Here is a 22,157-nt window from a genome sequence, read left to right on the forward strand (position 1 = left end):
GCCCCGCCACGTTCACCGGCGAGCCCGGCCCGCTCCGCCGAGGTGGGCCGGGGCCGTCCTGGAGACCCGGCGTGCTCGTCCGGATGGCGGACGGGAAAAGGCATCCGGGCGTGTTGTATCTATGCTGTACGCATGTCCCCAGCAGCCTCGACCGCGACGACTCCCCTGCCCGCGACACCCTCCGCACCCCGCCCCCGTACCGACGCCCCGCCCGCCGTCAGGCAGCCGGCCGCCGCCGACCGGGTCTACGACCATGTGAAGCGCGGTGTGCTGGAGCGGCGGTACGAGGGTGGGACGCTGCTCACCGAGGGCGAGCTCGCCGAGGCGGTGGGGGTGTCGCGGACCCCGGTGCGCGAGGCGCTGCTGCGCCTTGAGGTCGAGGGGCTCATCAGGCTGTATCCGAAGAAGGGCGCCCTGGTGCTGCCGGTCTCCGCGCAGGAGATCGCCGATGTGGTGGAGACCCGGCAGTTGGTGGAGGCGCATGCCGCGCGCAAGGCGGTGCCCGCGTCGCCGCGGCTGATCGCCCGTCTGGAGGAGCTGCTTGAGCAGCAGAAGCGGCAGGCGGCGGCGGGCGACTTCGCCGAGGCCGCGGTCAGCGACCGGTGCTTCCACGCCGAGATCGTCCGCAGCGGCGGCAACGAGATCCTCTCCCGGCTCTACGACCAGTTGCGGGACCGCCAGCTCAGGATGGGCGTCGCCGTGCTGCACGCCCACCCGGACCGGATCGCCAAGACCCTCACGGAGCACGAGGAGATGCTGGGCGCGCTGCGGGCGGGTGACGCCGAAGCGGCCGTGGCGCTGGTCCACCGGCACGTCAGTTGGTTCTCCCACCTGGCCCGGGGCGAGGAACGATGAGCGCTCTCTCCTCCTCGTCGGCCGGGGACTCCGGCGACGGCGGCGGCATAGCCCTGCCCGCCGACCCGCCCGGCGGCCGGCGGGCCGTCGTGGTGTGGGGCGTCGGGGTCGCGGTCTACTTCGTCGCGGTCACCTTCCGCACCTCACTGGGTGTCGCGGGGCTGGACGCCGCAGCCCGCTTCCACGTCAGCGCCTCGGCCCTGTCCACCTTCTCCATTCTCCAACTGCTCGTCTACGCCGGTATGCAGATCCCGGTGGGCCTGCTGGTCGACCGGCTCGGCACCAAGAGGGTGCTGGGCCTTGGGGCCGTGCTGTTCACCGCGGGGCAACTGGCCTTCGCGCTCTCCCCCTCGTACGGCATGGCACTGGCCGCGCGGGCGCTGCTGGGCTGCGGGGACGCGATGACGTTCATCAGCGTGCTGCGGCTCGGCACCCGCTGGTTCCCGGTCCGGCGCGGCCCGCTGATCGCCCAGCTCGCCGGTCTCGTCGGCATGGCCGGCAACCTGGTCTCCACGCTGGTGCTGGCCAGGCTGCTGCACTCGCTCGGCTGGACGCAGGCGTTCGCGGGCAGTTCGCTGGCGGGTGTCGTCGTCCTCGTCCTGCTGGTGCTCCTCCTCAAGGACCACCCGGACGGTCACGAGCCCGGGCACGTGCCGCACCAGGGCCCGGCATACGTGCGCCGGCAGATCGCGGCGGCCTGGCGGGAGCCCGGCACCCGGCTGGGCATGTGGGTGCACTTCACGACGCAGTTCCCCGCGATGTTCTTCCTGCTGCTGTGGGGGCTGCCCTTCCTGGTCCAGGCCCAGGGGCTGTCGGCGGCGGGCGCGGGCGAGCTGCTCACGCTGGTCGTGGTCTCGAACATGGTGGTCGGCCTCGTCTACGGCCAGATCGTGGCCCGGCACCATGCGGCGCGGCTGCCGCTCGCGCTCGGCACGGCCGGGGCGACGGCCCTGATGTGGGCGCTGACCCTCGGGTACCCGGGGGAGCGGGTGCCGATCGGTGTGCTGGTGGTGCTCTGCACGGTGCTCGGCGCGTGCGGGCCCGCGTCCATGCTCGGCTTCGACTTCGCGCGTCCCGCCAACCCGCCCGAGCGCCAGGGCACCGCCTCCGGCATCGTCAACATGGGCGGCTTCACCGCCTCCATGGTCACGCTGCTCGCGGTCGGCGTCCTGCTGGACGCGACCGGCGACGACTACCGGGTGGCCTTCTCGGTGATCTTCCTGCTGGAGGCGCTGGGTGTCGTGCAGATCCTGCGGCTGCGGGGCCGGGTGGCCCGTATCGAACGGGAGCGGCTGGTGGTCAGCAGGGTGGAGACCTGGCGCAAGCCCGTGCACCGATGAGGCCCGGCGGGCGCCCGCCGGGCCGGGGCGTGGGGCGGCGGGCCGACGCGCGGGCCGCCGGGCCGGTTCCCGGCCGACCGGCCGGCTCCCGGGCGGCGGGGCCGCACCGGCTCAGGGCGTGACCGCGAAGTTCGCCAGGATCCTGTGCGCCATCTCCAGGTCGCCCTCCAGCTTGAGGCGGTCCTCGACCGCCTCGGGCGCGACCCGGCCGCAGGCGAGGCGCACGTACGTCTCCCAGTCGACGGCGATGGTGACCAGCGGGCCGAGCGAGGGGGCGCCGTCGATGGTGCCGTTGCCCTCGGCGTCGACGCGGACGGTGCGCAGGAACTCCACCGGGCCGTGCACGTCGAAGACGAAGGCCGAACTGGCCGGGGCCTTGGCCTTCCTGGCGACGACCCCGGGGAGCAGTTCGAGGAGCACGTCGCGGGTGACGTGGGCGCCGGGGGAGTCGAGGTTGCCGGGGCGGTCCAGTGCGGTGCGCAGGTCCTGCTCGTGCACCCACACGTCGAACGCCCGCTTGCGCATGGCGTTCTCCAGCGTCTCCTCGGTGCCCATCGGGCCGCGCACGGCACGGTCGGGCTGGCGGTTCTCGTTCCGTAGCTGGCGGTTGCGGCGGATGATGGTGTATTCGAGCTCCGCCGTCATCTCCGGCGCGGTGTGGTGGCGGCGCACGTCGACCTGCATCTCGTTGTACCGCTGGTGGTCGTTCTTCACGTGGAACAGGTCGCGGGGCAGCGAGTGGATCGGCCGGGGGTCGCCCAACGCCTCGCAGTCGAGACCTATGACGTGCGAGACGATGTCCCGCACCGACCAGCCCGGGCAGGGCGTGGCCCTGCTCCACTCCCCTTCGACGAGCGGCTGCACCAGCTCTGCGATCGACTCCACGGAGTGGGACCAGGCGTCGGCATAGGTCTGAAGGCTGGGATGGAGACTCACGGACGGGACCCCTCGGGCGTTCGTTGCGTGCGGCTGGGTGACGACTGGGTGATCGGGTACGGGACTTGGCGGTGACTGCGGTGGCGTCGGAGGGCTGGCGAGGGTCGGGGGGACTCCCCCGGAAAGGCACAGTACGCTGCCCCGCGGTACCCCGGCAGCCCTTTCGTGACGATGGTAGGCCGGTATGGCCGACTCGAATGCCAGGACGGTGGTAGTGTGCGCGCCTCTCTGATCCAGATCGCCGTGACTGATGACGAACCGGTCGAATCCCGGCGGCGGCGCGCGGCTTCCCTGGTGGCGCGGGCGGCCCGCGAGTCGGGTGCCCGGCTCGTCGTCCTGCCCGAGCTGTGGACCGTGGGCGCCTTCGCCCACCGGGACTTCGGGAGCGGCGCGGAGCCGCTGCGCGGGCCGACGTACGAGGCCATGGCCGCGGCCGCGGCCGACGCGGGGGTGTGGCTGCACGCGGGCTCCGTACCGGAGCGGGTACCGGCCGGTGCGGAGGGCTCTCCTGCGCAGGGCTCTCGGGGCGGCTCCCTCCCGGAGGGCTCTCCCGCGGACGGTGGCGGCGGATCCGGTGCCGGCACCCTCTACAACACCTCCCTCGTCTTCTCACCGGAGGGCGAGCTGGCCGCCGTCTACCGCAAGATCCACCGCTTCGGCTTCGACAAGGGCGAGGCGGTGCTGATGGGCGCCGGGTCAGAGCTGGTCACCGTCCGCCTCCCGGAGACCACCATGGGCGTCGCCACCTGCTACGACCTGCGGTTCCCCGAGATGTTCCGGGGACTGGTCGACGCGGGCGCCGAGCTCCTGGTGGTCCCGGCCGGGTGGCCGGAGCGGCGCCGCTCGCACTGGACCCTGCTGGCCAGGGCCCGCGCCGTGGAGAACCAGTGCTACGTCCTGGCCTGCGGCAGCGCGGGCACCCACGCCGGCGTCCCGCAGGCCGGGCACAGCATCGCCGTCGACCCCTGGGGCGAGGTGCTGGCGGAGGCGGGCGCCGAGGAGGAGATCCTCACGGTCGACCTGGACCCGGCCGAGGTGCCCGGCGCCCGCAAGCGCTTCCCGGTGCTCAGGGACCGGGTGCTCGGCCTCGCGCCACCGCGGCGCTGACGCGGCGGTGCGGACTCGCCGAGCTGATGCCCCGGTGCGGCCGCGGCGGTGCTGATGCCGCGGTGGAGACGGGGCGGTACGGACGCTGCCCCGCTGACACCGCGGTATGGCCACTGCGGCGGTATGGCCACTGCGGCGCCGACGCCGCCGTGCTGACGCGGCGGTACGGACGTCGCCGTGCTGACGCCGTGTCCGCTCGCCGTACCCGCGCGGGCCGAAAGGCCCTTGCGTGCCGGGCCGCCCGTGCGGCCGGTTCGGTTCAGTCTCCGCCGTGCTCCTTGTCCGCCAGGTGGACCACGCACACCGTCACCGCGATCAGCAGCGCCGGATCGGCGTCGTCGCGGACGATCTCCACGCCGTACGTCTCGCGGATCCGCAGCCAGCGGCGGGAGATGTGGGCGAGCAGGTCGCCGTCCCGCTCGATGGCGAACTCGCGGTCCAGGACCTTGCCGCTGACGTCCAGCTCGGAGCCGTCCGCGAGCTCCACCCGGTAGTGGTGGCGCAGCAGGGAGAGGCGCTTGCGCCGCACCGTGGCGAGCGGGCGGCCGTCCCGCTCGATGCGCATGGTGTCGCGCAGCGCGAACATCTTCTTCCTGATGTCGATCAGCACCCGCCCCTGCCGGTCCTTCAGCTCGAAGGTGTCCCGCAGGCGGAGTGCCTTGCCGTCGACGAGGAAGACCTTGGAACCGCTCTCGTCCTCGATCCAGTAGTCCTCGCCGATGCCGAGGAGCCGGTCGCGCACCTGGAACTTCATACCGGTACCGGTTCCCCGGCCACGGGTCCGAAACGCCGCCGGTAGGCCGACGGGCTGAGGCCGGTCTCGCGGCGCAGCCGGGCCCGCAGGTTGGCCGCCGTGCCCAGGCCGCTGCGCCGGGCCACCACGTCGAGACGGCCCTCGCCCCGCTCGATGAGCCGGCAGGCGTACCGGACGCGTTCACCGGTCAGCCACGCCAGGGGGGTGGTGCCGAGCTGGGCGCGGAAGCGGCGGTGCAGGGTGGCGGTGCTGACGGCGGCACGCTCGGCGAGTCCCGCGACGGTCAGCGGCTCGCCGATGCGCTCCTGGGCCCAGGCCAGCAGCGGGGCCAGCGACTCGTCGGCCGCCGTGGGCACCGGCCGTTCCACGAACTGCCGCTGGCCGCCGTCCCGGTGCGCGGCGAACACCAGCCGCCTGCTCACCGCGGCGGCGATCTCGGCGCCGTGGTCGCGGCGCACCAGGTGCAGGCCGAGGTCGAGCGCGGCGGCGCTGCCCGACGCGGTGAGGATGTCGCCGTCGTCGACGAAGAGCACGTCGCCTTCCAGGCGCACCCGCGGGAAGCGGTCCCGGAAGGCGTCGGCCCACATCCAGTGGCAGGCGGCCCGCCGCCCGTCCAGCAGCCCGGCCTCGGCGAGCGTGAACGCACCGCTGCAGAACCCGACGAGCCGGGCGCCGCGGGCGTGGGCGCGGCGGACCGCGTCCAGGACGTCGGGGGTGCGCGGGGTCGCGGTGTCCGGACGGTTCGGCACGATCACGGTGTCGGCGGCCTCGGCCGCGTCCAGACCGGCGACGCCGGTGAGCGCGAAGAAGCCGTCGCGCATCCTGGTGGTGGGCTCGGGCGCGCAGAGCCGGAAGTCGTAGAGGCGTCTGCCCAGTTCCGGTCTGTGCAGGCCGAAGACCTCCGTGGCGCAGCCCAGCTCGAACGGGTTGGAGTTCTCGTCGACGATCACGACGACCCGGTGCGGCGCGGGGGCCCCGGCGGTGTCGCGCGGCCGGGCGGCCCCCGGGAGCGTGCCGTCCGGAGCGCCGCTGCCCGGGAGCGCGCCGTCCGGGGCCGTGCTGCCCGGGGCCGTGCCGTCCGGGAGCGTGCTGCCCGGGGCCGTGCCGTCCGGGAGCGTGCCGTCCACCGGGCCGTGCGAGAAATCTTGCGCCATGTGCGATTTCTAGCACTCGCACGGGCCGCCCGGCACGGCGGACGATGGCCGGCATGAGCAACGAACCGACCACCCCGGGCACGGGGGCCGCGCCCACCGCCCCCGCCGGGCGCCCGGCGGGCGAGCCCGTCTCCCTGCCCACCGCCCTGGCCGCCTTCGACGACCTGTGGAGCCCGCGGATCGTCACCCGCGTCAACGACCACGACGTGCGCGTCGCCAAGGTCGCGGGCGAGCACCTGTGGCACGCGCACGACAGCGCGGACGAGTTCTTCCTCGTCCTGGAGGGAGAGCTGACCATCGCCCTGCGCGAGCCGGCCGGCGAGCGCACCGTCACCCTGGCCGAGGGCGCCGCCTTCACGGTCCCGCGCGGCGTCGAGCACCGGCCCGCCGCACCCGGCGGCGCCTCGATCCTGCTCTTCGAGCCCACCGGCACCCTCACGGTCGGCGACCGCCACGACACCGTCCCCGACCACGTGGACGCGACGACCGGCCATGCGCTCCCGTAGGCCCCCGGGACCGGCGCACCCGGGCACCACCGCGGCGAAGGGGGACACAAGCACGTAAGGGCGACCCCCGGGAATACTCACCCACAGTGATGGCATTCTGGGACGCATGAGCAATCCCGTGCCCGCCCCCGCCCCCCGCCGTGCCCGTGTCCGCGCCCCCGAGCTGATCGGCAGGGGCGGCTGGCTGAACACCGGCGGCAAGGACCTGTCCCTCGCGGACTTCCGGGGCCGCGTGCTGGTGCTGGACTTCTGGACCTTCTGCTGCATCAACTGCCTGCACGTCCTCGACGAGCTGCGCGAGCTGGAGGAGAAGCACCGCGACACCGTCGTGATCGTCGGGGTGCACTCGCCCAAGTTCGTCCACGAGGCGGAGCACGAGGCGGTGGTGGACGCCGTCGAGCGGTACGGGGTGGAGCACCCCGTGCTGGACGACCCGGAGCTGGCCACCTGGAAGCAGTACGCGGTGCGGGCCTGGCCCACGCTCGTCGTGATCGACCCGGAGGGCTACGTCGTGGCCCAGCACGCCGGCGAGGGGCACGCGCACGCCATCGAGCGGCTGGTCGCCCGGCTGGAGGAGGAGCACGAGGCCAAGGGCACGCTGCGGCGCGGCGAGGGGCCGTACGTGCCGCCGGAGCCGGTGGCGACCCATCTGCGCTTCCCCGGCAAGGCGCTCCTGCTGCCGTCCGGGAACCTGCTGGTGTCCGACACCACCCGGCACCAGCTCGTGGAGCTGGCGGCGGACGGCGAGAGCGTGGTGCGGCGGATCGGCTCCGGGCAGCGCACCTTCCTGGACGGCCCGGCCGAGGTCGCGGGCTTCAGCGAGCCGCAGGGGCTCGCACTGCTGGACGAGGGGTCGGTCGTCGTCGCGGACACGGTGAACCACGCACTGCGCCGCGTCGACCTCGCCACCGGCGCCGTCACCACCCTCGCGGGCACCGGCCGGCAGTGGTGGCAGGGCTCACCGACCAGCGGCCCGGCGCGCGAGGTGGCGCTCTCCTCGCCGTGGGACGTCGCCCTCTTCGGCGGCAGGGTGTGGATCGCCATGGCGGGCGTGCACCAGTTGTGGGCGTACGACCCGGCGGAGGGGACCGTCGCGGTCGCCGCGGGCACGACGAACGAGGGGCTGGTCGACGGGCCCGGCGCGCAGGCGTGGTTCGCGCAGCCGTCCGGGCTCGCGGCGGCCGGCGACCGGCTGTGGGTGGCCGACTCGGAGACCTCAGCGCTGCGCTGGGTGGACACCGAGGGCGCCGTGCACACCGCCGTCGGCACCGGCCTCTTCGACTTCGGGCACCGCGACGGACCGGCCGGGCAGGCGCTGCTCCAGCACCCGCTCGGGGTCACCGCCCTGCCGGACGGCTCGGTTGCCGTCAGCGACACGTACAACCACGCGCTGCGCCGCTACGACCCGGCCACCGGCGAGGTCAGCACGCTCGCGACCGATCTGCGCGAGCCCTCCGGGGCGGTGGTCGACGGTGACGACATCGTGGTGGTGGAGTCGGCGCGGCACCGGCTGACCAGGCTGCGGCTGCCGGATGAGGCGGTCCGCGTCGCCGCCGTCGCGCACCGCACGCGGCGTGCCGCGACCGAGGTGGCCCCCGGCGCACTGCGGCTGGACGTGATCTTCGAGGCGCCCGCCGGCCAGAAGCTGGACGAGCGCTACGGTCCCGCGACCCGGCTCCTGGTCTCCTCGACCCCGCCCGAGCTGCTGCTCGACGGCAGCGGCGCGGACACCGCCCTGAGCCGTACCCTCACGCTCGACCCGGCCGTGCGGGAGGGTGTGCTGCACGTCTCCGCGATGGCGGCGTCCTGCGACGACGCCGCGGACATCGAGTTCCCCGCCTGCCACGTCCACCAGCAGGACTGGGGCGTCCCGGTCCGCCTCACCGAGCACGGCGCGGACCGTCTGCCGCTGGTGCTGGCGGGGCTGGACACGGGTGGGGAGTAGGCAGGCGCTGCCGGGCCGCGGCGCGGGTGCCCCGCCGCGGACCCGGAGGCGCCGGCGGCCGGGGCCGGGGGCTCGTTCGCGGCCGCCGCGGTCCGGGGCTCACTCGTAGCCGCCGTAGTCCCCGTAGGTGCCGTCCGGGCGGTGGTGGTGGTGCCGCTCCTCCTCCACCACCGGGGCGTTGGGCATCAGTACGCGGCGACGCCTGGCGATGCTGCTGAAGGTGGCGATGCCGATCAGCCCGACGGCCATGAGGATCACGCCGACCAGATCGAGGTTGACGCCCTTCATGTGCCAGTTGGTCGCGAAGGTGAGGATCGCGCCTGCGGCGATCAGGATGATGCACCCGCCGAGACCCATGTCGATCCCTCCAGTCCGTCCGTGCGGAGTTGGTTCGTGGTGCCGGGGAGGGGGCTCCCGCTCCCGGCTCGTGAGTCCGGGTCAGGAACGCTCCCCGCCCCGGCTCCTGAGCCCGGATGAAGGCACCCGGACCCGACCTCCGGGTACCCCGGCCCCGGGCGGGCATGCGGGACGATGCTCAGGCGGGGCGGACGGCACGGCGGGAACGGGGCGGGAACGGGACGGACGGCACGGCGGGAACGGGACGGGGACGGGGCGGACGGCACGGCGGGAACGGGACGGCGGGGGAGGCGCGCCCGTCCGGTGGCGGTCAGTCCTCCAGGAACGCCTTCAGCGCGCTCGCCAGCAGGAACGGGTCCTGGGCGGCGCACAGTTCGCGTGCGCTGTGCATGGACAGGATGGCGACGCCGACGTCCACGGTCCTGATGCCGTGCCGCGCGGCGGTGATCGGGCCGATCGTGGTGCCGCACGGCATCGAGTTGTTGGACACGAACGACTGGAAGGGCACGCCCGCCTTCTCGCAGGCCGCCGCGAAGACGGCCCGGCCGCTGCCGTCCGTGGCGTAGCGGTTGTTCACGTTGACCTTGAGGATCGGACCGCCGCCGGCGCGTGGGTGGTGCGTCGGGTCGTGCCGCTCCGCGTAGTTGGGATGCACCGCGTGGCCGGTGTCCGAGGAGAGGCAGACGCTTCCGGCGAAGGCCCGCGCCCGGTCCTCGTAGGACCCGCCGCGGGCGAAGACGGAGCGCTCCAGCACCGAGCCGAGCAGCGGGCCGTCGGCGCCCGTGTCGGACTGGGAGCCGTTCTCCTCGTGGTCGAAGGCGACCAGGACGGGGATGTGCGGCAGCTCGGGCTGCGCCGCGCCCTGGCCGTCCGCCGGTCCTTCGGACGGGGTGGGACCGCAGGCCGCGCTCGTCACGGCGGTCAGCGCCGCGGTGGCCGCGTGCACCGAGAGCAGGTCGTCCATGCGCGGTGCCGCGATCAGCTCGCGGTCCTGTCCGAGGTAGGCAGGGGCCTCGACGGAGTGCGTCATCAGGTCCCAGCCGGTGACCTCGCCCGCCGGCAGCCCGCACTCCTCTTCCAGGAACCGGAGCAGATCGCCCTCGTGCGTCTGGCCGAGGCCCCACACCGGCTGCATGTGCCGCTGCTTGTCGAGCTTCAGGCCCTCGGAGCCGACGCCCCGGTCGAGGTGGATGGCGAGCTGCGGCACCCGCAGCAGCGGCCGGTCGATGCTGACGAGCCGGGAGCTGCCGTCCCGCAGCGTGAGCCGGCCCGAGAGCCCGAGGTCGCGGTCCAGCCAGGAGTTGAGCAGCGGGCCGCCGTAGATCTCCACCGCCACCTGCCGCCAGCCGTGCGCACCGGTGTCCGGCAGCGGCTTGACCCGCAGGTTCGGGGAGTCGGTGTGTGCGCCGACGATCCGGAAGGGGGTGTGCGCCGCCGCGTTGTGCGGCACGTACCAGGCGACTATGGCGCCGCCGCGCAGGACGTACTTGCCGCCCGACGACCCGTCCCAGGCGTCGGTCTCGGCGATCTGCCGGAACCCGGCCTTCTCCAGCCGCTCGGCCGCGTTCGCGACGGCGTGGTACGGGGAGGGGCTGGCCGCGAGGAAGGACATGAGGTCGTCCGTGTGGCCGCGGTCGAAAGTGAGAGGTGCGCGCGGTTCGCCCCCTGCGGGGGCGGCGGCGGGAGACGGGTGGGCGCAAGTGCTCATGGGTTCACCTTAACGACGCGCGAGGGCCCGCTCCCGGGGTTGGGGAACGGGCCCTCGAACGAGGGCAGGAACGAACCGGTGCCCCGGGGCGGTGAGGCCGCGGACCGCCGGTCACTCGGCCGGCGCCGCCGGTGCGGGACGGCCGGGGCCCCGGCGGTCGGTCGGGGGGTGGGGGCCCGGCCTGCCGGCCGGGGCCCCGGCCGCTCGTGACGGACGTGCCGGGGCGGCCGGGGCCTGTCGTCCGGATCATGCCGGGGTCACGGGCCCCGGTACAGACCCGATCCAGGCGAGAGACCCTAGAAGGCCGCCTCGTCCAGGTCCATCAGGTCCAGTCCGACTCCCTCGGCGATGCCGCGCTGCACGGCGACACCGGGCAGCACGGTCGACGCGAAGAACTTCGCCGCGGCGATCTTGCCCTGGTAGAAGGCGACGTCCCTGGCGGTCAGGCCGGCCCCGCCGGACAGCTTCTCCGCGGCCACCGCCGCGCCGCGCAGCAGCAGGTAGGCCACGATCACGTCGCCGGAGGCCAGCAGCAGGCGGGTGGTGTTGAGGCCGACCCGGTAGATGCTCTTGACGTCGCTCTCCGTGGCGGCCAGGTCGGTGAGCATGGTGCCGACGATGGCCTCCAGCTCGACGGTGGCCTTGGCCAGCTCCTCGCGGGCACCGGCCAGCTCCTCGCCACCGCTGCCGACCGCGAGGAACTTCTTGATCTCCTCGGCGAGCGAGTTCAGCGCCTGGCCCTGGTTGCGGACGATCTTGCGGAAGAAGTAGTCCTGGCCCTGGATGGCGGTGGTGCCCTCGTAGAGGGTGTCGATCTTGGCGTCACGGATGTACTGCTCGACGGGGTACTCCTGGAGGTAGCCGGAGCCGCCGAAGGTCTGCAGGGACTGCGCGAGCTGCTCGTACGCCTTCTCGGAGCCGTAGCCCTTGACGACGGGCAGCAGCAGGTCGTTCAGCGCGTGCTGCTGGGCCGCGTCCTCGCCGCGGGCCTCCCTGAGCGCGATCTCGTCCTGCACGGTGGCCGTGTACAGCACCAGGGCGCGCATGCCCTCCGCGTACGCCTTCTGCGTCATCAGCGAGCGGCGGACGTCGGGGTGGTGGGCGATGGTGACCTTCGGCGCGGACTTGTCCATGAACTGCGCCAGGTCCGGGCCCTGCACCCGCTCCTTGGCGTACTCCAGGGCGTTGAGGTAGCCGGAGGAGAGGGTGGAGATGGCCTTGGTGCCGACCATCATGCGGGCGAACTCGATGATCCGGAACATCTGCCGGATGCCGTCGTGCCGGTCGCCGATCAGCCAGCCCTTGGCGGGGTGGCGGTCGCCGAAGGTCAGCTCGCAGGTGTTGGAGACCTTCAGGCCCATCTTGTGCTCGACGTTGGTGGCGTAGACGCCGTTGCGCTCGCCGAGCTCGCCGGTCTCGAAGTCGAACTCGTACTTCGGCACGAGGAAGAGGGACAGGCCCTTGGTGCCGGGCCCCGCGCCCTCGGGGCGGGCCAGGACGTAGTGGAGGATGTTCTCCTCCAGGTCGTGCTCGCCCGAGGTGATGAAGCGCTTGACGCCCTCGATGTGCCAGGAGCCGTCCTCCTGCCGGACCGCCTTCGTACGGCCCGCGCCGACGTCGGAGCCGGCGTCCGGCTCGGTGAGCACCATCGTGGAGGCCCAGCGCCTGTCGACGGCGACCTGGGCTATGTGCTTCTGCTCCTCGGTGCCCTCCTCGAAGAGGATGCGCGCGAACGCCGGGCCCGAGGCGTACATCCACAGCGCCGGGTTGGCGCCGAGCACCAGTTCCGCGTACGACCAGATGAGGGACGGGGGTGTGGCGGTGCCGCCGATCTCCTCGGGGATGCCGAGGCGCCAGTACTCGGAGTCCATGAAGGTGCGGTACGTCTTCTTGAAGGACTCGGGGAGCGGGGCCGTGTTCGTCTTCGGGTCGAAGACGGGCGGGGTGCGGTCGCCCTCCGCGTAGGACTCGGCGAGGTCCTGCTCGGCGAGGCGGCTGACCTCGGACAGGATGCTCCTGGCGGTGTCGGTGTCCATCTCCGCGAACGGGCCGGTGCCGTACAGCTTGTCGCGGCCGAGGACCTCGAAGAGGTTGAACTCGACGTCGCGGAGATTCGACTTGTAGTGGCCCATGGCTACGGCTCCGTAAGCGAGTCGGAGGGGTGGGTACCTCGTGGGTTCGTGGCGGTGCGGGGGCGTGGGTGCCTGCGATTGCTTTGCCTTGCTTTTTTCCTTTGCTTTGCACGCACACGCATCCACGCGCAGCTATGTCCTTCTACTAGCTGGTAACCACCATCATGCTACCCACCGGTAATAAGAATCAACCCCTTCCTGCGGTTTCGTGGATCCATGGGAGGGGGCGCGCTGTTTCGGCCGCGGGTGGTACGGGCGCGGCCCGCGGGCCCGGGCGAGCCGGGGGCGGGGCGTGAGGGCATGGCGGAAGGCGGCCACTGGGTACGCTTGCGTACATGTACGGCTACGACCAGCACGCGGCCCACGGACAGCAGTACCCGCCGCATCAGCCGCCGCCCCAGATGCCCAACGGGTACGGGCAGCCGCCGGGGCCCCTGTACCCGGAGCCGTCGCCCCCGTCGCTCGCCGACGCCGTACGCGCCTTCACCACCGGCTCGATGTCCGCCGAGGACTTCCAGCAGATCTTCGCCACCTCCAAGGTGTACTGCCCGCGCGGCGACAGCCCCGGGTTCCTGGCCCTGCACAACACGCAGCAGCCGGTGATCCCCATGTTCACCTCCCTGAAGGAGCTGCGCCGGTACGCCGGCAAGGACTCGAAGTACTTCGTGATCACGGGGGCGGAGGTGATCGACCTGCTGCCCACCGGGTACGGGTTCGTCCTCGACATGGAGGGGGACCACCGGATGGTGTTCGACGCCAAGGCGGTCCAGGAGATGGTCGACTTCGCCATGCGCCGCATGTACGGCTAACCGTTGGGGCGTGCCCCCGAGGGGTCGCCTCCGTTCTGTGCCCGCGGGGTGCTCCTCTTGTCCGCGGCGCCCGTGATGACCCCTTGTGCCCCGTAGTGCCCGTAGTGCCCGCAGGGAATGCCCTGCGGGCACTTCTCGTTGTTGAGGTGGCAAGAAGTTCTACGTTCAACTAAACTCGGAGCACAAGGAGGTACCACCATGCCCGCAGTGACCGTCGAGAACCCGCTGACCCTTCCGCGCGTGGCACCCCCGGCCGACGCCGCCCCCCGCCCCGTCCTGGCCGTGACCACCGCCCCCAGCGGATTCGAGGGCGAGGGCTTCCCGGTACGCCGCGCCTTCGCCGGCATCGACTACAAGTACCTGGACCCGTTCATCATGATGGACCAGATGGGCGAGGTGGAGTATCAGCCCGGGGAGCCGAAGGGCACCCCGTGGCACCCGCACCGCGGCTTCGAGACCGTCACGTACATCATCGACGGGATCTTCGACCACCAGGACAGCCAGGGCGGTGGCGGCACCATCACCAACGGCGACACCCAGTGGATGACGGCGGGCTCCGGCCTGCTGCACATCGAGGCGCCGCCGGAGCAGCTTGTCGTGTCGGGCGGGCTCTTCCACGGCCTCCAGCTATGGGTGAACCTGCCGGCCGCCGACAAGATGATGGCCCCCAGGTACCAGGACATCCGCAGCGGCAGTGTCCAGCTCCTCACCTCCCCGGACGGCGGCGCGCTGCTGCGGGTCATCGCCGGTGAGCTGGACGGTCACGAGGGCCCGGGCATCACGCACACGCCGATCACGATGGTCCACGCGACCCTCGCGCCGGGCGCCGAGGTCACCCTGCCCTGGCGGGAGGAGTTCAACGGGCTCGCGTACGTGCTGGCCGGCCGCGGGTCGGTGGGCGCCGAGCGGCGTCCGGTCCACCTGGGGCAGACGGCGGTCTTCGGGACCGGCGGCTCGCTGACCCTGCGCGCGGACGAGAAGCAGGACGCCCACACCCCCGACCTGGAGGTCGTCCTGCTCGGCGGCCGTCCGATCAGGGAGCCCATGGCGCACTACGGACCGTTCGTGATGAACACCCGCGAGGAGCTCCAGCAGGCCTTCGAGGACTTCCAGAAGGGCCGGCTCGGCACCGTCCCGGTGCCGCACACCTGATCCCGCCGACCGGTCCCCGACGCCCCGCCGGCCAGGCCCCGGGCGGGCCTCGCGGACGGGCCCCGAGCCGCGCCGGGCGTCCGGCGCACCCGGCAGCGGGCCCCCACTCCCCGGGGCCCGCTGCGCCCGCGGGGCCGGGCAGGACCCGGCCGTGCGGGACCGACCCCGGACGGGCAGGACCGACCCCGGACGGGCAGGACCGACCCCGGACGGGCAGGCCGCCGCTCAGCCGCTCAGCCGCCCCGCCGCCTCGGGGGCCGCCCGGCCCCGGACCAGCCACGCGGCCAGGGCCAGCACGAAGGCCGCGGCCGCGGCGTGCGTGGCCGCGAGTAGCTGCTCCCCGGCACCCAGCGTCAGCTCCGACTCCTCGGCGCGGATCCCGGTGACCGGGTCGGGCGTGAACACCGCGAGCAGCACCAGCAGGAACACCACCGCGGGACGCGACCGCTCGGTGGCGGCCAGTTGCGCGAGGCGCAGCACGAGCGGCACCAGCGCCCACGTCCAGTAGAAGGTCCATGCCACCGGCAGTACCAGCAGGATCAGGGTGGCGCAGACCGCGAGGCCGAGCAGTTCCTCGTCCCGCTGCCAGCACTTCCTGGCCAGGCGGAGCCCGGCCGCGAGGACGGCCGCGGCGAGCAGCAGGTACGGCACCGTCGTGCCGTCCGTGCCGTGCAGCGCGCGGACCAGCAGGCTCTTGATGGTCTCGCTGTCCGCCGTCTGCGGGGCCCCTATCCGGTCGCTCGCGAAGACGTAGCGGGACCAGTAGTCGAAGGAGTCGCCCGGCAGGACCGCCGCGCCCAGCGCCGCCGTGGCCGCGAAGGTGCCCGCCGCGGCCAGGGCCGGGCGGCGGCGCCCGGTGCACAGGTAGTACGCCGCGAAGACGCCCGGGACCAGCTTCAGACCCGCCATCAGCCCTATGCCGAACCCCTTGGCCCTGCTGCCGTCCGCACGGGTGAGGTCCCAGGCGGTCACGGCCAGGATCAGGAACGTGACCTGGCCGAGCATCAGGCTGGTGCGCCCGGGATAGAGCCAGACGAAGACGGCGCTGAAGGCGATCACGGCCCGGTGCCGTACCCGGGGCGCGGGCCACGCCGCGTGCCTGAGGAACGACTCCACCGCCACGTGCAGCAGCACCGTCGAGGAGAAGACCACGAGCAGCGCGCAGCAGGCGCCGCCGGGCAGGGAGAGCGGGGCGAGCAGCAGTGCGCCGAACGGCGGATAGGTGAAGTCGATGTCGTTGCGGTAGAGCGGCGCCCCGTCCAGGACCTGGTCCACGCCCTGCCGGTACACGGTCAGGTCGTACTGCCAGGCCCCCGCGGTGCGGTAGGAGAGGAGGACCAGGGCGGTGAGCGTGGCGGCCGAGAGCGCGTACCAGGCCGCCCGGTACGCCGCGCGCGGCGGCCCGCCCTCGGCGGCGCCTGTCCCGCCGGCCGCCTCGCGCCTGTTGCTGTGGCCGTCGCCGTTGTTCCCCTTGTGCCGCTCGTTGCCCTTGTAGCCCTTGTAGCCCTTGTTCCCTTCGTTCGCCGCGTTGTCGTTCTCCTCGTTCCGGTGCTTCCGGTGCTTCCGGTGCTTCCGGTGCTTCCGGTGCTTCCGGTGCTTCCGGTGTGTCTCGTCCTTACGGTGCTTCTCGTCGTTCTCGTCGTTCTCGTCGTGCGCATCGTCCGTTGCTTCGCAGAGCGGCACGTGTGCGTCCCCCCGTGGCCAGAAGTGCTCGGAACGCGCTGTACCTCAGGACCGCGGTGCCGGTCGTGACCGCGGTGCCCCGTACGCGGTGCTGGTCGGGCCCGGTACGCGGTGCTGTCGGTGTGACGCCTTGTGGGTGAGCAGATTCGCAGCGTGTCCGGACGTCCGCTATATACCGATGATGTGATGCATGACACATTCTGTGGTGCCGGTCTTCACCCCCGTGGCCCGGTCCGCATGACTGCGGACCGGCTGCGTGATCGGCTGTCAGGGTGCAGCCCGTGCAGCCCCTGCTCCCGGAGCCCGTTCGGCGCACCGCGGCCTGGTGCGTCGTCATCCTGCTGGTCACCGGGGTGGCCGCGGTCGGCATCCGGTTGTGCGTGGTGCTCCAGACGGCCGTCACCCCCCTGCTGCTCGCGCTGCTCGGCACGGCCCTGCTCAGGCCGCTGTACCGGCGCCTGGTGCGGGCCCGGGTCAACCGTTCGCTGGCCGCCGGGCTGACCTGCGTCGCGGTGCTCGCCGTGGTCGGCGGCGCCGTCTGGGTCGTGGTGGCCTCGCTGGTCGACAACGGCGACCAGATCACCGCCTCGCTCAGGCACGCCGGCACCTCCGTGGCCCGGCACTTCGGCGCCGCGGGCACCTCGCTGGACGACGTGGCCGAGAACGCCGGCAAGCTGCTGTCGAAGTTCGGCGCGACCGCGGCATCCGGCGTGATCAGCGGGCTGAGCGTGGTGGCGGAGTGGATCGCCACCGGCGTGCTCGCCCTGCTGCTGGTCTTCTTCCTCCTGCGGGACGGCGGGCGTGCGCTGCGGACGCTGCGGGCCCTGGCGCCGCGGGAGAGCGGAGCGGTGCTGGAGGCGATGGCGCGGCGCGCGTTCGGAGCCGTCGAGGGCTTCATGCGCGGCACCACGCTGATCGCGCTCATCGACGCGCTCTGCATCACCGCCGGCCTGCTGATCCTGCGGGTGCCGGGCGCGGTGGGCCTCGGCGCGCTGGTCTTCGTCGGCGCCTTCATCCCCTACCTCGGCGCCGTGATCTCGGGAGCGGTGGCGGTCCTCGTGGCGCTCGCCGACCGCGGCTTCGCCATCGCCCTGTGGGCGCTCGGCGTGGTGCTGGCCGTGCAGGTCCTGGAGGGCCACGTCCTCCAGCCGGCCATCCAGAGCCGCACCGTGCAGATGCACCCCGCCGCCATCCTGCTGGCCCTCACCGCCGGCGCGTCGGTGGCCGGCATCCTCGGCCTGCTGCTCGCGGTCCCGCTCACCGCCGCCGCCTTCGGCGTGCTCGCGGAGCTGCGCGAACGCTACGAGTAGCCCGGCCGAGGGTGCCGCCCGCCGCCGCGCCCCCTCAGCCTCCTCAGTCCCCTCAGCCCCCTCAGTCTCCTCGGTCCGTCCGGTCTCCTCGGTCCGTCCGGTCTCCTCGGTCCGTCCGGTCTCCTCGGTCCGCCCCGGGCTCGGGCTCGCCCAGCTCGAACCAGATGCTCTTGCCCTGCCCCCGCGGCGCCACGCCCCACGAGTCCGCGAGGTACTCGATCAGCAGCAGGCCGCGCCCGGACGACGCGAGCTCGCCCGGCCGTCGTTTGTGCGGCAGGTCGTCACTGCTGTCCGCGACCTCCACCCGCATGTACCGGTGCCCGGGGCGGCCGGTGACCTCGGCGACCAGCCGGGCGTCGCCGTCGGTGTGCCGCAGCACGTTCGACAGCAGCTCGGAGACCAGCAGTTCCGCGGACTCCACCTGCTCGCCGTCCGGCCAGTCGTGCAGCAGCTCGCGCAGTTGGAGGCGGGCCTCCGCGATCCGCTCCGGCTCGGTCTGCGCGATGGCCAGCGTGGCCCGCCTGGCCGCCCTGCCCGACTCCGGCACGCTGGTCCTGCGCAGCAGCATCAGGCCGATGTCGTCGTCGCGGCGGTCGGTGAGGGGGCCGGTCGTGTGGTGCGACCCGGGTCCGTACACGGCCCCGATCAGCGCGTCCGCCAGCACCTCCAGGTTCTCGCTGCCGAACTCCTCCAGGGTCGCCTTGATCCGCGCCCACCCGGTGGACAGGTCGTGCCCGCCCGTCTCCACCAGGCCGTCCGTGCAGACCAGCATCGTCTCGCCGGGCTCCAGGACGATGCGGGTGGTCGGGTAGTCGCAGTCCGGGTCGATGCCGAGCGGCAGCCCGCCCGCGGTCGGCCGCATCAGCACGGTGCCGTCGGCCATCTGCACCGCCGGGTCCAGATGGCCGGCCCGGGCGATCTCCAGCATCCCGGTGGCCGGGTCCGCCTCCACGTACAGGCAGGTCGCGAACCGCTCGTCGCCGTCCCGGCCGTCCTGGCCCCGGGTGGCGCCGGTGGCGCCGAACTCGGCGATGCCGGCCATGAAGCGGTTGGCGCGGGTCAGCACGGCGTCCGGCGGGTGGCCCTCCGCGGCATAGGCGCGCAGCGCGATCCGCAGTTGGCCCATCAGCCCCGCGGCCCGTACGTCGTGGCCCTGCACGTCTCCGATGACCAGGGCGATCCGGTCGGACGGCAGGGTGATCACGTCGTACCAGTCGCCGCCCACCTCCAGCCCGCCGCCGGTGGGTACGTAGCGGCCCGCGACACCGAGGCCGGGCACCCGCGGGCCCAGGTCCGGCATCATCGAGCGCTGGAGGCCCTGCGTGAGCTCCTTCTCCGTCTCGGCGGCGCTCGCCCTGGACAGCGCCTGCCCGAGCATCCTGGCCACCGTCGTCAGCACGGACCGCTCGTCCGGTGTGAACCGCACCGGGTAGGCGAAGGCCGCCAGCCACGCGCCCATCGTGCCGCCGCCCGCGGTCAGCGGCAGGAACGCCCAGGACCTGCGCGCGAACCGCTCGACCATCGGCCAGGCGGCCGGGTAGCGCTCCGCGTACTCGCGCGGCGAGGAGAGGTAGACGGCGTGGCCGGTGCGTATCACCTCGGCGGCCGGATAGTCGGAGTCCAGCGGCATCTCCGTGAAGGGACCCACGTCCGAGGGGTCGTGCCCCTGGTGGCCGACGAGCACCAGCCGGTCGCCCTCGGAGCCGAAGACGGCCAGGCCGTCCGGCGAGAAGCCGGGCATGGACAGGCCCGCGGCCACCCGCAGCACCTCGGCGGTGGACCGCGCCTCGGCCAGCGCCCGCCCGGCGTCCAGCAGGAACGCCTCACGGGAGCGCCGCCAGTCGCCGGTGACCTCGCTGAGCGCGGCCGCGCCCGCCGAGGCGCCGGTGACCTCCTGGAGGGTGCCGGTCATCTCGTAGCTGTCGTTCCTCGGGTCCACGAGGGGCTTGCAGCGCGCCCGCACCACCCGGATCTCGCGCCCGTGCTCGTCCACGATCCGCAGCCGGGCCTCGGCCACGGTGCCCTCGGTGATGGCGAGCCGGGAGATGCTGTCGAGTTCGTTCCAGTCGACCGGGTGGAAGCGGGAGCGGATGTTCGCCGAGGCCACCGTGACGGCATGGGCCGGCAGGCCCACCAGCCGGGCCGCCTCCGCGTCCAGGGTGACCGTGCCCGCCGCCTCGTCCCAGCGCCAGACGCCGGTGCCGACGGCGGCCAGCACCGTGTCCGGGTCCGGCAGCGACCCCTCCTGCACCTCACCGGTCCCGCTCATCGGGGGGAGCGGGGCGCCCGGGTCGGGTCCGCCGGGGCCGTCCCCGCGGGGCAGGCCCCGCCCTCCCGCCTGGGAGAGCGGGCCGCCACCCAGCTCCGGGTGGGGGTCATCCCCAACGGACGGGAGGGGATTATTGGTGCGCATCACTCCACTGTAGGAACATACGGGCGCTGGTGGCGACTGAGCGTGACCCTCTCGGCGGTTCGGACCGGACGGTAGCCTTGGTTCGCCCGGCACCCGGCCACTGTCACCGGGGCCCGGGTACCGAATACCGGGCCCGCGCTGACGGGCGGCCCCGGCGGCCGGGCCTCGCGGCCCGAGCCGGCCGGCTGCCGGCCACGGGCGACGAACAGCGACACGAAGGCTGGATGAGAGATGCATCGGTACAGGTCCCACACGTGCGGCGAGCTGCGTGCCTCCGACGTCGGCACGGACGTCCGGCTGAGCGGCTGGCTGCACAATCGCCGAGACCTGGGCGGCATCCTGTTCATCGATCTGCGTGACCACCACGGCGTCACCCAGCTCGTGGCCCGCCCCGGCACCGCCGCCGCCGAGGCGCTGGACAAGCTCTCCAAGGAGACCGTGCTCCGCGTCGACGGCCGGGTCGTCTCGCGCGGCGCCGACAACGTCAACCCCGACCTGCCCACCGGCGAGATCGAGATCGAGGCGGCCGAGGTGGAGGTGCTCGGCGAGGCCGCGCCGCTGCCCTTCACCGTCAACGCCGACGACGGGGTGAACGAGGAGCGCCGGCTCGAATACCGCTTCCTCGACCTGCGCCGTGCCCGTATGCACCGCAACATCATGCTGCGCACCGCCGTCATCTCGGCGATCCGCAACAAGATGACCGCGCTCGGCTTCACCGAGATGGCGACCCCGATCCTCACCGCCACCTCGCCCGAGGGCGCCCGCGACTTCGTCGTGCCCTCCCGCATCCACCCGGGCAGGTTCTACGCGCTCCCGCAGGCCCCGCAGCAGTTCAAGCAGTTGCTGATGATCGCCGGCTTCGACCGCTACTTCCAGATCGCGCCGTGCTTCCGCGACGAGGACGCCCGCGCGGACCGCTCGCCCGGCGAGTTCTACCAGTTGGACCTGGAGATGTCCTTCGTCGAGCAGGAGGACATCTTCCAGCCGGTCGAGAAGCTGATGACGGAGCTGTTCGAGGAGTTCGGCGGCGGCCGCCACGTGTCGTCGCCCTTCCCGCGCATCCCCTACCGGGAGGCGATGGAGAAGTACGGCTCGGACAAGCCCGACCTGCGTGCGGAGCTGGAACTCGTCGACGTCTCGGACGTCTTCGCCTCCTCCGGGTTCAACGCCTTCGCCGGCCGGCACGTAAGGGCGCTGCCGGTGGCCGGTGTGCAGGACCAGCCGCGCAGGTTCTTCGACCAGCTCGGCGAGTACGCGGTCGAGCAGGGCGCCAAGGGCCTCGCCTGGGTGCGGGTCGGCGAGGACGGCGCGCTGTCGGGGCCGATCGCCAAGTTCCTCACCGAGAAGGACGTCGCCGAGCTGACCAGGAGGCTCGCGCTCGCCCCCGGGCACGCCGTCTTCTTCGGCGCGGGCGAGTACGCCGAGGTGTCCCGGATCATGGGCGCGGTACGGGTGGAGGCCGCCCGGCGCTCCGGCCACTTCACCGAGGACGTCTTCCGCTTCTGCTGGGTGGTGGACTTCCCGATGTACGAGAAGGACGAGGACACCGGGCGGATCGACTTCTCGCACAACCCGTTCTCGATGCCGCAGGGCGGCCTGGACGCGCTGCGCACCCAGGACCCGCTGGACGTGCTGGCCTGGCAGTACGACATCGTCTGCAACGGCGTCGAACTCTCCTCCGGCGCGATCAGGAACCACGAGCCGGAGATCATGCTGTCGGCCTTCGAGATCGCCGGCTACGAACGGGCGGACGTGGAGCGCGACTTCGCCGGCATGCTCCGCGCCCTGCGCTTCGGCGCCCCGCCGCACGGTGGCATCGCGCCCGGCGTGGACCGCATCGTGATGCTCCTCGCCGACGAGCCCAACATCCGCGAGACCATCGCCTTCCCGCTGAACGGCAACGCCCAGGACCTGATGATGGGCGCCCCCTCCGAGCTCACCGAGGCACGCCTGCGCGAACTCCACCTCGGGGTGCGGCGGCCCTCGGGGGCGTAGC

The 22,157-nt window shown here is 73.1% G+C and carries 17 protein-coding genes; 9 read left to right on the forward strand and 8 right to left on the reverse strand.

Annotated elements, in window-relative coordinates:
* The first annotated feature begins 132 nt into the window (after window positions 1-132).
* Both IE313_RS02330 and IE313_RS02335 read left to right on the forward strand, forming a co-directional pair.
* Window positions 133-855, forward strand: coding sequence for a GntR family transcriptional regulator (locus IE313_RS02330; RefSeq protein ID WP_189929130.1), 723 nt, complete (start codon window positions 133-135; stop codon window positions 853-855).
* Window positions 852-2,195, forward strand: coding sequence for an MFS transporter (locus IE313_RS02335; RefSeq protein ID WP_189929131.1), 1,344 nt, complete (start codon window positions 852-854; stop codon window positions 2,193-2,195). Before IE313_RS02330 ends, IE313_RS02335 begins: the two co-directional genes overlap by 4 nt.
* A gap of 111 nt (window positions 2,196-2,306) precedes the next feature.
* On the opposite strand, the gene IE313_RS02340 is transcribed toward IE313_RS02335, so the two are convergent.
* The gene (locus tag IE313_RS02340; protein ID WP_189929132.1) at window positions 2,307-3,131 is read right to left on the reverse strand and encodes a maleylpyruvate isomerase family mycothiol-dependent enzyme; all 825 of its coding nucleotides are present in this window, start codon (window positions 3,129-3,131) and stop codon (window positions 2,307-2,309) included.
* Between the two features lie 216 nt (window positions 3,132-3,347).
* Between IE313_RS02340 and IE313_RS02345 the strand changes: the two genes are divergently transcribed.
* The gene (locus IE313_RS02345; protein WP_189929133.1) at window positions 3,348-4,238 is read left to right on the forward strand and encodes a carbon-nitrogen family hydrolase; all 891 of its coding nucleotides are present in this window, start codon (window positions 3,348-3,350) and stop codon (window positions 4,236-4,238) included.
* A 259-nt stretch (window positions 4,239-4,497) separates the two neighbouring features.
* Here IE313_RS02345 and IE313_RS02350 read toward each other — a convergent pair whose 3' ends face one another.
* Window positions 4,498-4,992, reverse strand: a complete 495-nt coding sequence (locus IE313_RS02350; protein WP_189929134.1) for an LURP-one-related/scramblase family protein — start codon at window positions 4,990-4,992, stop codon at window positions 4,498-4,500.
* Window positions 4,989-6,146 carry a GlxA family transcriptional regulator gene (locus tag IE313_RS02355; protein WP_229924289.1) on the reverse strand — a complete coding sequence of 386 codons (1,158 nt, stop codon included), beginning with the start codon at window positions 6,144-6,146 and terminating at the stop codon, window positions 4,989-4,991. Before IE313_RS02355 ends, IE313_RS02350 begins: the two co-directional genes overlap by 4 nt.
* Window positions 6,147-6,199: 53 nt before the next feature.
* Between IE313_RS02355 and IE313_RS02360 the strand changes: the two genes are divergently transcribed.
* Complete coding sequence (locus IE313_RS02360) at window positions 6,200-6,652, forward strand: cupin domain-containing protein (RefSeq protein WP_189929135.1); 453 nt, start codon at window positions 6,200-6,202, stop codon at window positions 6,650-6,652.
* Between the two features lie 106 nt (window positions 6,653-6,758).
* A complete protein-coding gene (locus IE313_RS02365) occupies window positions 6,759-8,597 on the forward strand; it encodes an NHL domain-containing thioredoxin family protein (RefSeq protein WP_189929136.1) in 1,839 nt (612 codons plus the stop codon).
* Window positions 8,598-8,696: 99 nt separating this feature from the next.
* On the opposite strand, the gene IE313_RS02370 is transcribed toward IE313_RS02365, so the two are convergent.
* The 3 genes from IE313_RS02370 to IE313_RS02380 all read right to left on the reverse strand — a co-directional run bounded on the left by IE313_RS02370 (window position 8,697) and on the right by IE313_RS02380 (window position 12,794).
* Complete coding sequence (locus IE313_RS02370) at window positions 8,697-8,954, reverse strand: DUF6458 family protein (RefSeq protein ID WP_189929137.1); 258 nt, start codon at window positions 8,952-8,954, stop codon at window positions 8,697-8,699.
* Between the two features lie 310 nt (window positions 8,955-9,264).
* Window positions 9,265-10,566 (reverse strand): M18 family aminopeptidase, encoded by a 1,302-nt coding sequence (locus IE313_RS02375; RefSeq protein ID WP_229924332.1) that lies wholly within the window; start codon window positions 10,564-10,566, stop codon window positions 9,265-9,267.
* Between the two features lie 392 nt (window positions 10,567-10,958).
* On the reverse strand, window positions 10,959-12,794 hold the full coding sequence (locus IE313_RS02380; protein ID WP_189929139.1) for an acyl-CoA dehydrogenase: 1,836 nt from the start codon (window positions 12,792-12,794) through the stop codon (window positions 10,959-10,961).
* 335 nt (window positions 12,795-13,129) lie between these two features.
* Between IE313_RS02380 and IE313_RS02385 the strand changes: the two genes are divergently transcribed.
* Window positions 13,130-13,603: an SseB family protein gene (locus IE313_RS02385; protein ID WP_189929140.1), complete on the forward strand. Its 474-nt coding sequence runs from the start codon at window positions 13,130-13,132 to the stop codon at window positions 13,601-13,603.
* A 198-nt stretch (window positions 13,604-13,801) separates the two neighbouring features.
* Window positions 13,802-14,755 carry a pirin family protein gene (locus IE313_RS02390; protein WP_189929141.1) on the forward strand — a complete coding sequence of 318 codons (954 nt, stop codon included), beginning with the start codon at window positions 13,802-13,804 and terminating at the stop codon, window positions 14,753-14,755.
* A 225-nt stretch (window positions 14,756-14,980) separates the two neighbouring features.
* Here the strand turns inward: IE313_RS02390 and IE313_RS02395 are convergent, their stop codons facing one another.
* Window positions 14,981-16,438 (reverse strand): glycosyltransferase 87 family protein, encoded by a 1,458-nt coding sequence (locus IE313_RS02395; protein WP_189929142.1) that lies wholly within the window; start codon window positions 16,436-16,438, stop codon window positions 14,981-14,983.
* Between the two features lie 272 nt (window positions 16,439-16,710).
* Between IE313_RS02395 and IE313_RS02400 the strand changes: the two genes are divergently transcribed.
* A complete protein-coding gene (locus IE313_RS02400) occupies window positions 16,711-17,748 on the forward strand; it encodes an AI-2E family transporter (RefSeq protein ID WP_189929143.1) in 1,038 nt (345 codons plus the stop codon).
* A 61-nt stretch (window positions 17,749-17,809) separates the two neighbouring features.
* On the opposite strand, the gene IE313_RS02405 is transcribed toward IE313_RS02400, so the two are convergent.
* On the reverse strand, window positions 17,810-20,017 hold the full coding sequence (locus tag IE313_RS02405) for a SpoIIE family protein phosphatase (RefSeq protein ID WP_189929144.1): 2,208 nt from the start codon (window positions 20,015-20,017) through the stop codon (window positions 17,810-17,812).
* A gap of 375 nt (window positions 20,018-20,392) precedes the next feature.
* Between IE313_RS02405 and aspS the strand changes: the two genes are divergently transcribed.
* On the forward strand, window positions 20,393-22,156 hold the full coding sequence (aspS, locus tag IE313_RS02410) for an aspartate--tRNA ligase (protein WP_189929145.1): 1,764 nt from the start codon (window positions 20,393-20,395) through the stop codon (window positions 22,154-22,156).
* The last annotated feature ends 1 nt before the right edge of the window (window position 22,157 follow it).

The sequence above is a fragment of the Streptomyces sulfonofaciens genome, from assembly GCF_014656295.1.
Classification (GTDB): domain Bacteria; phylum Actinomycetota; class Actinomycetes; order Streptomycetales; family Streptomycetaceae; genus Streptomyces; species Streptomyces sulfonofaciens.